Origin of the sequence: Aeromonas sp. S9(2024), assembly GCF_041403185.1 — a bacterium.
Classification (GTDB): Bacteria; Pseudomonadota; Gammaproteobacteria; order Enterobacterales; family Aeromonadaceae; genus Aeromonas; species Aeromonas enteropelogenes.
Map to the genome: position 1 here is coordinate 77,947 of NZ_JBGLRE010000001.1, position 16,967 is coordinate 94,913.

Consider the following 16,967-nt stretch of genomic DNA (forward strand, 5'->3'; position numbering starts at 1 on the left):
CGCCCCCTAAAATCGCGACCCCATCAATAACTGGACGTAAGTTGTTCTCCATGCAGACACTGGTTGAGCAGATTGTTTATATCAGCGACATGTTTGGTACTGCGGTATTCGCGTTTTCGGGAGTGTTGGTTGCAGGAAGGCTAAGGATGGACGGCTTCGGCGTCATGGTGCTGGCCGCCGTCACCGCCATCGGCGGTGGCACCATCCGCGACATGATCCTGGGGGCCACCCCTGTATTCTGGGTACGCGATCCCCTCTATATCTGGGTGGTGATCGTCACAGCACTTGTAGGCATGTGGATGGTCAAGTTACCCAGACGCATGCCCTGGTACGTATTGCCGGTAGCCGATGCCTTCGGTCTTGCCCTGTTTACCGTGATCGGCGCCCAGAAGGCCCTCAACTTCGGTACCCCCGGGCTCATCGCGGTGATCATGGGTACCATGACGGGGGTCGCAGGCGGCATGATCCGGGACGTGCTGGCCCGGGAGGTCCCCATGGTGCTGCAAAAGGAGATCTATGCCACCGCCTGCATCCTGGGGGGCATTCTCTATACCCTGGCGCTGGAGGCCAACGTGGATCCGGTGACGGCCATGCTCATCTGCATGACAACCGTCTTTGGCTTGCGGGTCGCCGCCATCTACTGGCACCTGTCACTGCCCACCTTCTCGTTGCAGCGCAGCCAATGACAAGTGCGGGTGGCTTGCCCCCCGGCCTTGTTCGTTGAACCAAGCAGGCTTTTCTGTTGTCATAGGATCCAGTGTTGTAAGCCGGAATCCCTCATGCAAAAACTTGGACTCATAACTTCACTGTTACTGATCTATGCGACAACAGCGCAAGCCGAGGCACAGGTGCTGTTCGGCCGTCTCGCGTCAACCCCGGTACAGCAGTTCAACCAGCAGATCCGCCAGGCGAGCAGCGCTCGCCAGAACTGGGTCAATGATTATCGTGAAGTGGCACTGCGTTTCGTCGGCCACAACGACATACCCAGTCGTATCCAGGCCAGACAGCTGGACAACGATCTGGTGCTCTCCGTTGCCCTTGATGGCAACAAGAGCGACATGCTCTACATCCTGACCCTCTATCGCAGCAACAACCTGTGGCAGATGCGTCAGGCCGAAATGGGCTGGCGCTGCCAGGGGCAATCCACCTTTACGCCCGTCCCCTGCCCCTGACGTCATTCCGAGTGAAATAAAAAAATCCGGCACATGGCCGGATTTTTTTATGGGCGGAGGTCCACCGGATCAGGGGCGATAGACCTTGACGTTGGCAAAGCCCTTCTCTTTGAGGTAAAGCGCCTGCAGCTTGCTCATCACGCCGCGATCGCAGTAGAGCAGGTAGGTCTTCTCTTTCGGCAGATCGCCAAAGGCGGTAGCCAGCTTGAAGAAGGGAATATGCTGCACCTCGCGCCCTTCCACCAGCAGCGGCTTCTCGTCGTGTTCATCCATGGAGCGGATATCGAGGATCACCTCGTTGTCACCGGTCGAGGCGGTGGTCTCCACTTCCTGCACCTCGGCGGCGGTCTCTTCACCGATGCGACGAATGTCGAGGTAGCGGGCCTCGGCCACCACCTTGTCCAGAATGGCGAAGTCGAAGTTCCCCTCTTCCGCCTCGATGCGTGCCAGATCCGCCTTCACGGTCGGCTTCTTGGATATAACGCCACAGTACTCCGGCATGGTCTCGGCGAACTCCAGGGTGCCGATGCGGCGAGCTTCGCTGATGATGTCCGGCTTGTCCCAGGTGATGAGGGGGCGCAGGATCACCTTGTCGGTCACCCGATCGATCACGTTCAGGTTGGTGAGGGTCTGGCTGGAGACCTGGCCCACACACTCACCGGTCACCAGGGCCGGGATCTGGAACTCGTCGGCCACCTTGGCGGCGGCGCGCATCATCATCCGCTTGAGCACCACGCCCATCTGGCCGTTGTCGATCTTCTCGAGGATCTCGGCCACCACGGGCTCGAAGTCCACCGCGGTGAAACGCACCCGGTGGGAGGAGCCGAAACGGTTCCACAGGTGATAGGCCACCTGCTTGACACCGATCTCGTGAGCTGCACCGCCCAGATTGAAGAAGCAGTAGTGCACGCGGCAACCACGCTTGATGAACTGGAAGGAGGCGACGCCCGAGTCAAAACCACCGGAGATAAGGCTCAGCACGTCCTCCTGGGTGGCGATGGGCATGCCGCTCAAGCCCTGATGGATGGCGCTGACGATGAACAGCTCCTCGCCATCGATCTCGAGGTTGATTTTCACGTCCGGGTTATTGAGGCGCACGCCGTTGCTCACGCAGTGCTGGTTCAGGCCGCCACCTACATAGCGTTCAATTTCAAGAGAGGAGAACTCGTGCTTGCCGTGACGCTTGGCACGCACGCAGAAGGTCTTGCCCTTGAGCTGGTCGCCCCACACTGCCTTGACCTGTTCGAAGATATCGTGCAGATCGGTGAACTTGCTGGCCTGTACCTCGAGGAAGGACTGGATGCCGGGGATGCAGGCGAGCGCTTCTATGGCCTGGTCACGGAACTGGTCATTGCGCGAGCTCACGATCAGCTTGTCCCAATCCATGCGCACCCGGGCATCGTCGTCGAAGCGGCGCAAGACGTTGCGAATATTGCCCTGCAGTATCTTGATGAAGCGCTGGCGAACCGACTTGCTCTTGATGGTGATTTCCGGGAACAGCTTGATAATGAACTTCATGGTAATGACTCGGGTGACCTTGATTTAAGGGCGCGAATTATATCAGAACTTTGTGCCCAGCGCCTACTGGATGAGCGTTTGCTCACAGACCGCCACGCAATGTTTGCCGCATGGCGGCGATTTTGCGTATATTCCCGACCCTGCGCCCTGGCAAGATCCCGACAACAGATTGATCCGATGAAGACTTATATCTACTACCCCGGCATGGAGGTACGTGACGAGCTCTGGCTCAAGTTTGCCCTGCTCTATCTGGAGCGGCTCGCCTTTGTCTTCACCGTCAGCGAAAAGAGCGGCCTGACCGCCCTGCTGAAGACCCTCGAAACAGAGACGGATCTGCTGGCAGAGCGGCCGGAACCCACCTTCTTTGCCGCCATCACCCCCCAGCTGGAGAGTCAGCTCGGCGGCCTTATCGCCCCCGATTTTGTCCGCCACAAAGTGTTTGGCAACAAGGAACTCATCGCACGCTGGCGCCAAAGCGCCAACCACGACTGCTTCTGCCCGGCCCAAGCAGGCCTGGAGCGCTTGCACGGTTTTTGCCTCGACAACGGCTTTGCCAGCCGGGACGAGGGAGGGATCAGGATGGCACGACGCTTTGCCAACCTGCTCTCCATGCGCCTCGCCCGTGAGTGGGCACTCGCCAATGAGGGAGCCCTCATCACGGATCACGACTATCTGGACAGGCTGCTCCACCTGCTCGAATCCCGTTATCACAACCGTGGCGGCCAGGATTGCTTCCATCTGGAGATCCCGTTGCAAGTACCCACTCACTTGAACGAGATCCCGTTTGTGGAGCTTATCGCTCTGCGTGGGCGCAGCGGGTTTCGCCAACAGCTGGCCGAGTTTCATCAGACGCTCGATGCCCTGCTCGCCATGCTCGGCAGCGGATACCCGGAACCCGCAGCATTGACGCGATTCGAGCAGGCCCAGCAGGCACTCAACCAACTGCTGGGGCCACAAACCCGAAGCCTGCCCCTCACCACCATGATCAGCACCAGTCTGCCCGCCATGGCGATGATCCACCAACTCAAGGCGAGCCACCCGGACAGCACGTTGGTATTCCACTCCATCAAGAAGAGCCACTTCCACCAGCGCAAGAGTCAGCACTTCTTCACCCGGTTGGGTCAGGTCAAGCCCTGAGTCCGCGACACCCTGCGGGGAAATCGACAATCCGCTGACGGCATCGGAGCCATCCCCCGATGTCGTCAATATTCTGACACCCCAAAGGGGGGCGCATCCTCTCAGGAGGGATTCTCCAGCCGAAACTCGATGCGATCGCTGTTGCCCGCCTCGTCCACCACCACCAGCTGGTAGCGACCCGCCTCGCTCAGCACCTGATCCCCGTCCCAGCGCAGCCGCTGGCCGTTGAGAAACCAGGCCGGCTTGCCGACCCCCCCCAGCACCTTGGGCTGCAATCGGTAGCGCTCGCTGCGGATAAGATTGCCTTCCCCCAGCGCCAGGATGCGGATGGGCACCTGCAACTCGGTTCGCGCCGCCTCTCCCGCACAGCCGCCTGCCAACACTGCTTGCCGCCGCTCGCCAAAAGCCCGCCAGGGCTCCAGCGAGAGCGGCCAGAGCGCACGCCAGCCTGAGCCTGCGGCCTCGCGGCAACGGGGCATGGTGGGTTTTCCCTGATCGGTCAGCGCAACCTGACGCAGCGGCGAAGGCCAGTCCAGCGGATCGGGCAAAGTGGGGGGATCCCGCGCCTCCAGCAGCCAGGCACTCTGCCGCTGCAGGCAGGTCTCCGGCAGGGTGGTGCTCGCCCGCCGCCCCAGCGGCCAGCAAATCTCGGCCTCACTCACCGTGTTGGGTTGCACCGGCAAGGGACTGTCGTCCCCGAGCCGCGAGTAAACCGAGAGCAGCAGCGGCACTGCCGCACTCTGGCCGTAAAAACCGGGCATGGGGGTACCGTCGGGGCGCCCGAGCCAAACCCCCAGGGTCCAGCGACCGGAAACCCCCAGCGCCCAGCTGTCCCGATAGCCATAACTGGTGCCCGTCTTCCAGGCCAGCCGGTTGACCCGACCGCTCGCCTCGCTGGCAAAGGGCTGATCCGCCCGCCCCTGGGCGCTCAGGATCTGCCAGATGATCCAGGCGGCCCCCGGGCTCAGCAAGGGGCGCGACACTGCCTGCTGATCTGCCAGCCAGACCGGCATCGCCACCTGCCCCTGACGGGTCAGCGCGCTGTAGAGTGCCACCAGCTGCTCGAGCCGAATGCCCGCAGCCCCCAGCGCAATGGCCGGGTTGGGGTGATCGGAGAGCGCTAATCTCACTCCCGCGTTGTCGAGCCGGCTGACCAGCTTGTCCGGGCCCAGCGCCTCCAGCACCTGCACCGCCGGCACGTTGAGGGATTGCTGTAGCGCCCGAGTCAGGGTCACCGGCCCCTGAAAGGCGCCGGTGAAGTTGGCGGGGCGATAATCAGCCCCAAGCCTTGGCGCATCGGAGAGCAGAGAGGCCGAATGAACCAGCCCCTCATCCAGCGCCAGGCCATATATGAAGGGTTTGAGAGTGGAGCCGGGGGAGCGGATCGCCTGCACCATGTCGAGGTAACCGTGACGCTTCATGTTGCCGTACTCGGCGCTGCCTACGTAGGCACGCACCGCCATGGTCCGGTTGTCGACGAGCAGCAGCGCGGCGGAAGTCTGCTCGGGGAAGCGGCGGATATAGCTCTCTACCCGCCCCTCCAGCCAGCGCTGCAGATCGCCATCTATGGTGGTGTGCACCAGGGCCCCCGGCTGACTGGCAGCGGCGAGGCGGGCAAACAGCGGCGCCTCCATCGGGGTGAAACGGGCGCGGACCAGCACAGGTTCGATGCGTCCCTCCCGCCACACGGCCTCGGGCCAGGCGCCCTGCCTGACCAGCCGCAGCATCACCTTGTCACGAGCGGCGCGGGCCCGCTCGGGATGCCTGTCCGGCCGATAGCGGCTGGGAGCTTGGGGCAGCACCGCCAACATCGCCGCTTCGGCATGGGTCAGCCTGGCCGCACTCTTGCCGAGATAGGCAAAGCTCGCCGCCTGGACGCCTTCCAGATTGCCACCAAATGGAGCCCGGTTGAGGTAGACGGTGAGCAGGGTGCGCTTGTCGTAGTGCCACTCCAGCTGCAGCGCCCGCGCCATCTGGCGCAGCTTGCCGGGCACGCTCCTATGATAGGGTTCGATCAGGCGGGCAACCTGCATGGTGAGGGTCGAGCCCCCCGATACCGCCCGCCCGTGGCGCAGCCACAACCAGACCCCGCGCACCATGGCCACCGGATTGACCCCGGGATGGCGCCAGAAGTAGCGATCCTCGTAGCCCAGCAGCGCCTCGATATAGCGGGGGGAGACCTGATCAAAAGTCACCGGATAGCGCCATACCCCGCTGGTATCGGCAAAGGCGCGCAGCGGCCTCCCCTTCATGTCGAGCACTACCCGCGCATAGGCGGGATCGAGCGGCGGCAGCGGAAAGGCGCGATCCAGCGCCAGCGCCGTCAGTGCCAGCCCCCCCAGCGCCATGGCTGTCAGCCGCAATCCCCGTGGCAGGCGCCGCAGGGAAAGCCCCAGATTGCGCAGCCACTGACCGGCCCGGGCGCGCAGGGCGGCGAGGCTCCCGCCCTCTCCCATCGGTGCGCTACTCAGAGATGGTCACCTCGTGGATGTCCTCCCCCACGGCTCTGAGCTCAGGCCGATACATGTCCTCCACCTGGGTCGGCGGCACCCGATAGTGACCCGGCGTCACCGCCCGCATCAGGTAGACCAGCTGCTGGTTACTCCCGGCGCTCAGATCGAGGGCCGCCGTATAGCGATCGTCGCGATACTCCTGATGTTTGAGGTAGTGGTTCCACTCGCTCTGCCAGGCCGGTTTCCCCTCAATCGACAGGTCTTCAAGCTTGATGCTGTTGCCAAGGGCCGGATTCTCCAGCTCGAAACCGGCCGGCAGCATCTCCACCAGCAGGGCATCGGGCACCGCCGATCCGCTGCTGACATTGAGCCGCACCACTACCAGATCGCCGACCCGCACCCTGGCCGGATCGAAACGCTGGCCATCGGCATTGAACCAGCTGCGGGTCACGCTTATCCCCTGACTCAACCGGGCAGGAGCCTGCTCGGGGTAGCCAATCAGGGTGCGCTGCACATAGAGCGAGCCCTTGCCCTCGTTGGTAACCGTGCTGGCCGCCAACGCCTCGGGGGCGCCAAGCTGCAGGCTGGTGTCACCGGCAACCGGTTGAGTACCGGATGACGAGGTGATCCGCGCCTGCCACCCGGCGGCCGGATCGGCCTGAGCCAGGCGCAGCAGGGCGAGGCGCTCCTGGGTGCTGAGCCACTGACGATGGGCCAAGGTATCGGCCACCTGGGCACTGAGGGCTGGCCAGCGATCTTCCGCCAGCTTGTGCCGGCGCAGCAGGGAGAGCTCAAGGGCCTGGTCGCGCAGCGCAGAGCCATAATCCCCCAGATAGCCGTCACCGCGCTCGGTGGTCAGTGCCCGGTCGAGGGCTCTGGCCGAATTCTGCTCATCCCCCATGGCCGAGAAGGCCAGCGAGAGGTGCAACAGCGGCAGACCGGAGCGGGCGTGATCCGCCTGCTGCTCCCAGATAAGGCGCAGGGTAGCGAGCGGCGCCTTGCCCACCCGCGCCAGCACATAGGCGCTATAAGCCTGATAGGCCAGTCGGCTGTGCTCGGGGGCGCTGCTCCAACGCTCCCCGTATTGACTGTCGGTTAGGTAGCTCTGCAGGCGCTTGAGGGCCTGACTCAACATGGCTTCCGGCACCGCATCGCCGGCCTCCTGGCGAGCCAGCAGGTAGTCGGCGGCATAGGCGGTGAGCCACTGCTCCTCGTCGGAGCGACCGTCCCAGAGGCCAAAACCGCCGCTTGGCAGTTGCAACCGCTGCAAACGCTGGAGCAAGGCGCGCTGCAGCTCCGCCTCGCTCAGCGGTTTGTCGGCCTTGGGCAAACCTTTAGACCAGCTCTTGCGCTCCTCTGCCGTAGTGAGCAAATAGGGCCAGGCGCGCGACAGGGTCTGCTCCAGACAGGCGTAAGGATAGTCGGCCAGCGCCTGCCACTGGGCGGCCGGATCCCAGGGGGGCGTACCGGAGAGGCTGAGCAGCCCCTGCAAATTGGCGCCATCCAGCCCGGCCAGCTCGTCTGGCGCAAAGCTCATCTGCTGGCCAGGTACCAGCATCTGGTAGCGCTGGCGAGTCTGGGCCGGCCAGGGAGAGCGCAGTGGCAGCGACCAATCGCGGCTTATCGCGATATCCTTGCCGCTGGCGGCGAGTTGCAAACGCGCTACCCCGCTCGCCCCGGTCACGGTGAGCGGCAACGTCAGCCACTGCTCCTCGCCATTTTTAAGGGCCAGGGTGCTGGGCAGATTGCCGTTCGCCTTAAGTCCGCCATTCAGGGTCCAATCAAGGGAGAGGGTCTGATCCTCGCCGCTCATGTTGCGCAGTTGCACCAGGGCGCGGGTCTCATCGCCTCTCGCGCCAAAGCGCGGCCAGCCTATCTCGGCCACCAGCGGCGCCACCACCTTGACGGCGCGCTCTGCCTGCCCCACTTGCTGTTCGTTCCAGGCCAGCGCCATCAACGCCAGCTCGCCGTTGAAATTGGGCAGTTCGAGCGGGATCAGCGCCTTGCCCTGCTCGTCAAAACTCACCTCGCCGCTCCAGAGCGCGGCGATCTCGACCCGGCTCTCCAGGGCACCGCCCTTCTTCAGGGTCGGGGCATCGCCGCCGTAGTTGAGACGGGCCAGCTTGCCATCCTGGGGCGGGATCACCTGACCATAGTTATCGAACAAGTCCTGAGCGAAGCGCTTGCGACCGAAGAAGATCTCGAACGGATCGAGGGGGCGATAGTCGCTGATGTTGAGCACGCCCCGATCCACCGCTGCCAGCACCACCCGCCCCTGGCTATTCGGGGTCGAGGTAGCGGTTACCTCGAGACGGGTGAGCGGTACCGCCATGTCCGGCGCACTCAGGGTGAGCGGCAGGCGGCGGGACTCCCTGTCCAGCGTCAGCGGCACCAGCCCCACCGAGCGCAGGCTCTGCCCTTGCTGGCTGCTGGCTGGTTTGGAGTCGCTATCCGGTGCGGCGATCTGGGCCGAGATATGCAAATCATGACGCAGCCACTCGGGACTGACGGGGATCTCGAACTCGCCACGCCCCTCTTTTTCACTACCTTCGGCTTTTAGCTCGATACGCTGCCACCAGCGCAGACCGTCACTATCCTCCACCAGCAGCAACCCCTTGCCCGGGCGCGGCGCCACCAGAGTCACTTTTGCCTTGTCACCGGCCTGATAGGCGCGCTTGTCGAGGGTGATGGCGATCTTGTCGGGCCGCGCCTGCTCGCCACCACCGCCCCAGGCGTAGCTGCCGATCTCCAGCCGCAGACTGGATTGATGGCCCTGGCTATTTTCCACCTCGAGGCGATACCAGCCCGCCGCCAACGTCAGACTGAGAGACGTCGGCCCCTTGCCGTCAAGCTGCAGGGTCTGCTCCTGTTCCAGATAGGGCTGGCTGTTGAACTCGTACTTCCACCCCTCCCCATCGGCGTAGTGCCAGTAGTAGTCGCGGTATTCGTTGATGAGACGCACCTTCACCTCACCCGCCACCGGTTGCCCTTGTTTATCGAGGTTGAGGATCTGGAACGGCAGCGGCCTGCCTCCCTCCACCCGATCAGCCACAAAATCGGCCTTGAGCGCCGGCCACTGGCTCCCCTCGGGCCAGCCATACTGGGTGCGGCTGCGATTGACGGCGCGGCCGCCAGGCTCGGAGAGCGACACCCGATAGGCCACCTCCAGCGGGCCAAGGGCACGCACGCCGTCGAGTTCATCTGCCAGCGAAACGGTCCCCTGTCCCTGCTCATTGAGAGTGAGATTGACGGGATCGAGCGCCTTGGCCTGCTCGCCGAGCAGCACGTCTCCCAGGGTGAACTCCTGCCACCGGGTAAAGGGCATGGTGGCGCGGCTTATTTTCACCTCCGCCTTCGCCCTGGTGGCACTCGCTGGCGCGCCGTAGAGGTAATCCCCCCTGAGCGGCAGGGTGAGGGCGGCGTCCAGATCCGTGACTTCACCATCCGGCCCCTTGCCAAGCTGCAGTTTCAACCGTTCAGGCAGAAATTCCTCCACCAGAAAAGGCCACTCGAAGCGACTGCCAGCGGCGGTCTTGAGGTTGATGGTCCAGCGCCCGAGCGGCGCATCCATCGGCAGACGCAGGCCGTAGTGGGCGGCGCCCAGGTTGTCCGGCAGCAGCCGTTTTTGTTCGAGCAGCTGGCCGTCCGGCTGTTTCACTTCCAGCTCCACCGCCATCCCCGGCAGCAGCTGGCCATCCTGCCCTTTGAGCAGGATCTCGCTGTCAAGCCGCTCACCGGGACGATAGAGATCGCGCCCGCTGAACAGATACAACTGCTGGGCCTGCCAGGGTTGGGTTCCAAGATCGAAGGTGGAGAGGTCAAGCGCCGCACCATCGAGACGCAGCACTGCCAGATGCTTGCCCTGCTCCGCCAGCAGCAAGCGGGCTCCCTGCACCTGATCGAACCGGCGATGACCGCGATTGTCGGTGGCGTGCACCTGCAGCCGGTTGCCCTTCTCGTCGAGCAGAGAGAGTTGCACATCCTTGAGTGGGTCGGCCGTTGCCAGCGAACTGACAAACACCTCCAGCCGATCCCGATAGCGACGGGCACTGAGCCCCATGTCGCTCACCGCGAAATAGGTGGTCTCCTTGCGCCAGTCGTAGTTGCCAAGGGGGGACATCACCGCAAAATAGACGCCGGCCTCGGCCAGCTGGGGCTCTTTCACATTGATGAGGCGGGTTTCGCGACGGTTGGGATCCAGCTCCAGCGCATAGCGACCGCTGAACACCCGTTTGGCCCGCTTGGTGATCTGTTCGAGCTCCCAGTTGCCCATGCCGGAACCGGGTCTGTACTCGGCCAGAAAGCGCGGCAGATAGGCGGCATCGACCCGAAAGAAGTCGATATTGACCTCGTCTACGTTGACCGCGCTGATGGGCAGGCGCAGCTCGTCGCGCAGCGGCAACACCATACCGCTGGCGGTAAAGGAGGCCCCCGCTTCCAGTGGCCGGGTCTTGAGGATCCAGCTCTGGGGAGACGGGCCCAGCCCAGCCTTGAGGGTCACCTCGTAACGCTTGTCGGGCTGCACGTTCGGGAAATAGAGGGTGCGGCCATCATCGGCCAGGATCCACTCCCCCTGCACTTGCTTGCCCCCCTCGCTCACCGCAAGCCAGCGCTGCCAGCTTGCGCTGGGGGTGAGCGGACCGGAGAAAACCAGCGCCAGCGCCGGTGCATCCCGATATTGACGGGCATTGGCTTGCACCACGGCGTCCGGCGCCCCAATCTCTTGTTGCGCTGCGGGAGCCTCTGCCGTAGTCGCGGGCTTGTCCGGACCGCAGCCGGCCAACAGCAGACCGGTGATCCCCGCCAACAGCAGGGCCGCTGCGCGGCGCATAAAGGGGAAAGAGGGTGAACGGACGGCGTGGTGGAAAACAGGGCGAAGGGTAAAGAGGCGCATAGGATCCATCCCGGGGTAAAGCGCTGCCATGGCAGCGTGACAGGGAACAGGATAAGGCATCCCGCCCCCTCGACACAAAGCCCATTACCGACGCGGCGATCCCTTGGCAGACAACCGCCGCACGCCACCAGCGGGAGTCAAGATTATCCGTTACTCGTGGGTCGTCTCCCTCTTCGCTCCCCCCTTGAACCAGCGAAAGAGAATGGCCATGACGGCAGCGAGGAAGAGCACCAGGGAGGCGATCAGCAGCAGGCGGGTCAGCAGCTCGCTGTGATGGGCGAAGAAGGAGGTTTTCATCGCCAGCTTGCCCACCAGGCTCAGGCAAAACGCCCACAGGAAGGCGCTGGCGAAGCTGGCGATGCACATCCGCAGCACGCTCAGACGGCCAATCCCCATCAGCATGGGGGTCAGCACCCGCACGAACGGGATGAAGCGGGACGAGAACATGGCCAGAAAACCATATCGTTTCAACAGGTTGGTTGCCCTTGGCAGACTCTCGGCGGGCAGCATTCGCTCGATATGGTCCATGAAACGGGTGCGCTGCAGCGCCCGCCCTTGCAGGTAGGCGAGCACGGAGCCAATCCCCGCCGCCAGCGGCAGATAACCGAGAGTGACTTCGGGGCCAAATACCCCCATCCCGACCAGGCCACCGGCCAGCAGCACCAGGCTGTCTCCCGGCAGGGGCAGAAAGACGAAGGCGGATTCCAGCAGCAGCACCAGCATCAGGCAGCCGATCAGCATGGGCACGGCCTGCATCTGAACCAGTGCATCAAAGTCCTGATGCCAAATGGCGATCAGCATATCCAGCATGTCACACTCCCTACCACACTGTTTCTCGTGTACAAGGCTCGCGTTATATCCGCACGCCCCTGAACAACACGTTAATTTTTCACAATGTCAGCAAAAAAAGTGTGTCTATCTGTTGCAGGCCGGATGAGAGGACTGAATGACGGGTATAAAAAGCCCCTCATCTTGCGCGCACAAGGGAGAGGGGCAAACAGGCACAGAAGGTAATCAGTCGGCGGTGGCCATCTGCCAGGTCTTGAAGCCGCCGGAAAGGTTCTTCACCTTGAAGCCGTGCTGGCTCAGCAGGCGACAGGCCACATGGCCGCGCAGCCCCACCTGACAACTGATCAGCAGTTCCTTGTCCTTGGGCAGCTCCGCGAGGCGGCCGCGCAGCTCATCGAGGGGGATATGCATCGCCCCCGGGATGCGGCCCAGCTTGTCGAGCTCGGGGGTATTGCGCACATCCAGCACCATCTGGTGCGGCTGACGGGCCTGTACTTCGGCCACGTGGCAGAGGGTGGTATCCCCTTTCAGATGGTTGCTCGCCACGAACCCCGCCATGTTGATCACATCCTTGGCCGAGCCAAACGGCGGCGCATAGGTGAGCTCCAGATCCTGCAAGTCGAACACGGTGAGCCCGGCACGCTGGGCGACCGCCAGCACATCGATTCGTTTGTCGACGCCATCCTTGCCGATGGCCTGGGCGCCGTAGATCTTGCCATCCGGGGCAAACAGCAGCTTGAGGCTGACGGGATGGGCTCCCGGGTAGTAGCCGGCGTGACTGCCCGGATGGACATAGGCCTTCTCGAACGGCAGACCCAGCTGCACCAACCGCTTCTCGTTGAGACCTGTGCTCGCCACCGCCAGATCGAACAGCTTGCAGATGGCGGTCCCCTGGGTCTTCTTGTAGGTCTCGCTGCGCCCCAGCATGTTGTCGGCGGCAATCCGGCCCTGACGGTTGGCAGGGCCTGCCAGCGGGATCAGCACGGACTCGCCGGTGACGAAGTCGGTCTCCTCCACCGCATCCCCCACCGCGTAGATGAAGGGATCCGAGGTGCGCATGCCGGCATCCACCTTGATGCCACCACGCGGGCCCAGCTCCAGCCCGGCCTTGGCGGCGAGCAGGGTCTCGGGTTTGACGCCGATGGCCAGGATCAGCAGACCGGTATCGAGATGGGTGCCATCGCTCAGGGTCAGACGCAATCCACCCCGTTGTTCGGTGGCCACGGCGGCGGTTTTTTCCGCCAGTACATCCAGGCTTTCGATGGCAGAGAGGCCGGTGCGCAGGCGCAGATCGATCCCCTCCTCGCGAATGCGGGCGTGGAGCATGTTGGCCATCTCTTTATCGACCGGCGCCATCACCTGATCGGAGAGCTCCAGCAGGGTGACCTCCAGCTTGCGCTGGTGCAGGGCTTCCATCATCTCCAGGCCGATGAAACCGCCCCCCACCACGGTGACGTGGCGTGGCTGATCGTGCTCAAGGGCGGCCAGGATGCGATCCATGTCCGGAATATTGCGCAGAGTATGAACATGGGGGCTGTCGATGCCCGGGAAAGGCGGACGAATGGGGGCCGCCCCCGGGCTTAGCAGCAGCACGTCATAGGGTTCGCGCTGCTCTTCACCGGTTTGCAGATTGCGCACCAGCAGGGTCTTGCCGGCCTTGTCTATCTCGATGACGTCGTGGAAGACACGCACATCGACGTTGAAACGGCGCTTGAAACTCTGGGGAGTCTGCAGCAACAGGGCATCCCGATGGGGGATGTCTCCCCCGATGTGATAGGGCAGACCGCAGTTGGCGAAGCTGACGAATTCGCCTCGCTCGAACATCACGATCTCCGCATCCTCGCTCAGGCGACGGGCCCTGGCGGCCGCCGATGCGCCCCCCGCTACACCACCAATAATCAGGATCCTTTTCATCAGCATGACTCCTCATGGACGTTAATGGCCAATAAATTAGCTTTTTCTAATTTAGAGTTCAATGAAATTTTGTTTCCCTCGATTTTGCAGTATTCTTGCAAGCCCGACGGTTGCTTAACAGGATGTTGTTTGTTCATGTCGTCTACCGCACTCAGTCAGATCTCTTCTCCCCGCCAGACGCCGCTCTTTTTTCGTCTGGATATGCACAGCCAACGGCTGGTCGCACTGACCGACGTGATGCAGACACCGCTCTATTGGCTCGATGAGCCCAGAGCCCCCTGGCCAGCCCAGCTTCCCGACGCCCTGCGCCACCCCATCGAACAGCTGCTGGCCAATGGCCAGGGGGGCAAGATCTCCCTGCGCTTTGCCGAGCAGCAGTGGCACATCGCCATTGCCCATGAACAAAATGACTTCTGGCTGATCTGCCTGCAGCATCAGCGCCAGCTTCCGGTGGCCGATCTTGCCCTGCAACTGCCGCGGCTGAGCCAGATGGCAAGCCAGCAACAGTATGCGCCGCTGCTGGAGACGCTGAAAGAGACATTGGGGGCCGATCGACTCATTCTCTGGCACTACCAGGCCAATGGCGAGCTGGGGGGTGAACAGCTCAGCCCGGTGTTTACCCTGGGGGTTGAGAGCCTCTATCCGATCCGGGGTGACAGTCGCTACATTCGCGCCCTGCGCACCCGCAAATCCTTGAGTTTTTCCGAAGCAGCCCACCAGCCAATGTTGAGCCAACACCTCTATCTGACCAGCGCCGGCATCCGTTCACGCCTCGATTGCGCCCTGCTTGAGCAGGACAAGCTGTTTGGTGTCCTCAGTCTCGAATACCTGGAGCCAACCCCCATCAGCGACGAGATGCTGCAACTGGTGCGCCACAGCGCCCAGCTGCTTGGCCACTGGCAGCCAGGAGACGAATCCCATGACGACGAGCCTACCCTGCCCGCCGAGCTGCACCGGCTGACCGGCATAGACTACTGCAAGACCCTGGTGCAGTGGGCCATGACCATTAGCGGGGCCCGTATCGGCCTCATCGGTGAGTACCAGCCCCGCGGCCAGGAGCTCTGGATCATCCCCCGCTGCGTCTTTCATGAGCAAACCTTCTCCACCCTCAAGCCCATCCAGATGGATCCGGGTCCGGGCAGGGAGCTCTTTGAGCACGGGCAGGCCCTCTATGTGGAAGATCTGCCCCTGCGCTATCCCAATGCCACCAAGCTGCTGGCCACCAATGCCAACGCCTATGTCGGCATCCCCCTGCACGGCGCCGACGGCACCATCATGGGTCACCTCTCCCTGCTGCTCGATGCGCCGCTGGCCGATCCCGAGCCCCTTCTCGATCAGCTGAGCAGCCAGCACGAGCGGGCCGCCATCGAGCTGCGACGGCTCGCCGCCGACGATGCGCTGCGCCTGGCCGAAGTGGCCTTCAATACCCATGACGGCCTGGTGGTGATGGATCACCATGGCATCGTGCTCAAGGTCAATCTCTCCTTCAGCCGGATCACCGGCTTTAGCGAGGTGGAGGTGATTGGTCACTCCATTCGCCAGCTGCGCCCCACCTACTATGGGGACGATCTCAAGGAGGTGGTGCGGCGTGCGGTCACCGAGCAGGAGTTTTGGCTCGGCGAAGAGCAGTGCCTGCACAAGGATGGCCACCTCTTTCCGGTACGCCTGATGGTGAGCGGGGTCAAGGATGGACAGGGAGAGATCAGCCACTTCATCTGCAGCTTCTACGACATCACCCAGGAGAAGGAGGCTGCCAGACATATCGAGCAGCTCGCCTACTACGACGATCTGAGTGGTCTCTACAATCGCCGCAGTCTCAACGATGCGCTGCAACGCACCCTGGGTGAATCCAGCGGCCAGTGGGGCGCCCTCTTGCTGGTGGATCTCGACAACTTCAAGTCGATCAACGACTCCCTCGGCCACGCCTGCGGCGATCAGCTGCTGCAGGCGGTGGTGCGGCGTTTTCGGGAGTTGCCCCAGGACAACCTGATCCAGGCCCGCATCTCGGGAGACGAGTTCGCCCTGCTGTTCACCCAACTGGGACAAGGAGAGGTCACTGCCAAGATCCTGGCGGAACACTTCGCCCGCGAGTTGATGGGACTGTTTCGTACCCCGTTCGACATCGGCGATCACAAACTGCACTGCAGCGCCTCTGTGGGGATCAGCCTCTTTACCAGCAATGGCATGGATCACCTGACCCTGATGCAGCAGGCCGATACCGCCACCCACATGGCCAAGCGTACCGGCCAGGGCAGCTACGTCTTCTTCAGCGAGGCGATGGCCCAGCAGGAGAAAAACCGCCTGACCCTGACCAACCAGCTACGCGATGCCCTGCGCCACCATGAGCTGCTGCTGCACTACCAGCCCCAGTACCGGGTCGACAACGGCAGCCTCTCCGGCATCGAGGCCCTGCTGCGCTGGCAGCGCAGCGATGGCACCATGGTGCCGCCGGGTGAGTTCATCCCCATCGCCGAGGAGACCAGCCTCATTCTGGAGATCGGCTACTGGGTGATGAAAACCGCCTGCGCCCAATACAGCTTCTGGCTCAACCAGGGGCTCCAGATCCCTCACCTCTCGGTCAACGTCAGCGCCCGCCAATTCCATACCCAGGGCTTCGTGCAGCAGGTGGAGTACATACTGCGCGATACCGGCGTCCCACCCTCCCGCCTGTTGCTGGAGGTGACCGAATCCGTGGTGCTGGAAAACCGCCGCGAGAGCATTGCCCGGATGCACCAGTTGAAGGAGCTCGGCATCCTGCTCTCCATCGACGACTTTGGCACCGGCTACTCGTCGCTGGCCTATCTGCGCGACCTGCCCGCCGACGAGGTGAAGCTCGACAGAAGCTTTATCCAGACCCTGGTGCACAGCGAGCAGGACAAGGCCATCGTCAAGGCGATCCTGGATCTGGCCCAGGTGTTCCGTTTCACCGTGACGGCGGAAGGGGTCGAGGATGAGGCCCAGCTGGCCATTCTCAAGGAGCTGGGTTGCCAGCACTATCAGGGCTTCCTCACTTGTCGTCCGCTCCCCGTCAGGGCACTCGAACAACTGCTCGGCGGCCATCCGGCAGACTAAAGGTGTAGGAACAATAAG

9 protein-coding genes are annotated in these 16,967 nt (G+C 63.0%); 4 read left to right on the plus strand and 5 right to left on the minus strand.

Annotated elements, in window-relative coordinates; translation table 11 throughout:
- Positions 1-50 precede the first annotated feature (50 nt).
- Together ACB028_RS00335 and ACB028_RS00340 are read left to right on the plus strand one after the other, a co-directional pair.
- Positions 51-686 (plus strand): trimeric intracellular cation channel family protein, encoded by a 636-nt coding sequence (locus tag ACB028_RS00335; protein ID WP_224211491.1) that lies wholly within the window; start codon positions 51-53, stop codon positions 684-686.
- A 93-nt stretch (positions 687-779) separates the two neighbouring features.
- On the plus strand, positions 780-1,172 hold the full coding sequence (locus ACB028_RS00340) for a hypothetical protein (RefSeq protein WP_371143200.1): 393 nt from the start codon (positions 780-782) through the stop codon (positions 1,170-1,172).
- Between the two features lie 69 nt (positions 1,173-1,241).
- On the opposite strand, the gene thiI is transcribed toward ACB028_RS00340, so the two are convergent.
- A complete protein-coding gene (gene thiI / locus ACB028_RS00345; RefSeq protein WP_371143201.1) occupies positions 1,242-2,690 on the minus strand; it encodes a tRNA uracil 4-sulfurtransferase ThiI in 1,449 nt (482 codons plus the stop codon).
- 177 nt (positions 2,691-2,867) lie between these two features.
- On the opposite strand from thiI, the gene ACB028_RS00350 reads away from it, so the two are divergent.
- Positions 2,868-3,827 carry a hypothetical protein gene (locus ACB028_RS00350; RefSeq protein ID WP_223380332.1) on the plus strand — a complete coding sequence of 320 codons (960 nt, stop codon included), beginning with the start codon at positions 2,868-2,870 and terminating at the stop codon, positions 3,825-3,827.
- A 101-nt stretch (positions 3,828-3,928) separates the two neighbouring features.
- Here the strand turns inward: ACB028_RS00350 and pbpC are convergent, their stop codons facing one another.
- The 4 genes from pbpC to ACB028_RS00370 all read right to left on the minus strand — a co-directional run bounded on the left by pbpC (position 3,929) and on the right by ACB028_RS00370 (position 13,877).
- Positions 3,929-6,175: a penicillin-binding protein 1C gene (gene pbpC / locus ACB028_RS00355; RefSeq protein ID WP_223380439.1), complete on the minus strand. Its 2,247-nt coding sequence runs from the start codon at positions 6,173-6,175 to the stop codon at positions 3,929-3,931.
- Positions 6,176-6,290: 115 nt separating this feature from the next.
- A complete protein-coding gene (locus ACB028_RS00360; protein ID WP_371143487.1) occupies positions 6,291-11,111 on the minus strand; it encodes an alpha-2-macroglobulin in 4,821 nt (1,606 codons plus the stop codon).
- A 213-nt stretch (positions 11,112-11,324) separates the two neighbouring features.
- Positions 11,325-11,984, minus strand: a complete 660-nt coding sequence (locus ACB028_RS00365; protein WP_223380330.1) for a DedA family protein — start codon at positions 11,982-11,984, stop codon at positions 11,325-11,327.
- Positions 11,985-12,188: 204 nt separating this feature from the next.
- Positions 12,189-13,877 carry an FAD-dependent oxidoreductase gene (locus ACB028_RS00370; protein WP_371143202.1) on the minus strand — a complete coding sequence of 563 codons (1,689 nt, stop codon included), beginning with the start codon at positions 13,875-13,877 and terminating at the stop codon, positions 12,189-12,191.
- Positions 13,878-14,012: 135 nt separating this feature from the next.
- Here ACB028_RS00370 and ACB028_RS00375 point away from each other — a divergent pair, with 135 nt between their 5' ends.
- On the plus strand, positions 14,013-16,949 hold the full coding sequence (locus ACB028_RS00375; protein ID WP_223380328.1) for an EAL domain-containing protein: 2,937 nt from the start codon (positions 14,013-14,015) through the stop codon (positions 16,947-16,949).
- Positions 16,950-16,967 lie beyond the last annotated feature (18 nt).

What these genes read in the sequence shown, in the direction of transcription:
- ACB028_RS00350 (WP_223380332.1), top strand. Translation starts at nt 2,868, where the DNA reads ATGAAGACTTATATCTACTACCCCGGCATGGAGGTACGTGACGAGCTC.
- ACB028_RS00335 (WP_224211491.1), top strand. Translation starts at nt 51, where the DNA reads ATGCAGACACTGGTTGAGCAGATTGTTTATATCAGCGACATGTTTGGT.
- ACB028_RS00365 (WP_223380330.1), bottom strand. Translation starts at nt 11,984, where the DNA reads ATGCTGGATATGCTGATCGCCATTTGGCATCAGGACTTTGATGCACTG.
- ACB028_RS00340 (WP_371143200.1), top strand. Translation starts at nt 780, where the DNA reads ATGCAAAAACTTGGACTCATAACTTCACTGTTACTGATCTATGCGACA.
- pbpC (WP_223380439.1), bottom strand. Translation starts at nt 6,175, where the DNA reads ATGGCGCTGGGGGGGCTGGCACTGACGGCGCTGGCGCTGGATCGCGCC.
- ACB028_RS00370 (WP_371143202.1), bottom strand. Translation starts at nt 13,877, where the DNA reads ATGAAAAGGATCCTGATTATTGGTGGTGTAGCGGGGGGCGCATCGGCG.
- thiI (WP_371143201.1), bottom strand. Translation starts at nt 2,690, where the DNA reads ATGAAGTTCATTATCAAGCTGTTCCCGGAAATCACCATCAAGAGCAAG.
- ACB028_RS00375 (WP_223380328.1), top strand. Translation starts at nt 14,013, where the DNA reads ATGTCGTCTACCGCACTCAGTCAGATCTCTTCTCCCCGCCAGACGCCG.
- ACB028_RS00360 (WP_371143487.1), bottom strand. Translation starts at nt 11,111, where the DNA reads ATGCGCCGCGCAGCGGCCCTGCTGTTGGCGGGGATCACCGGTCTGCTG.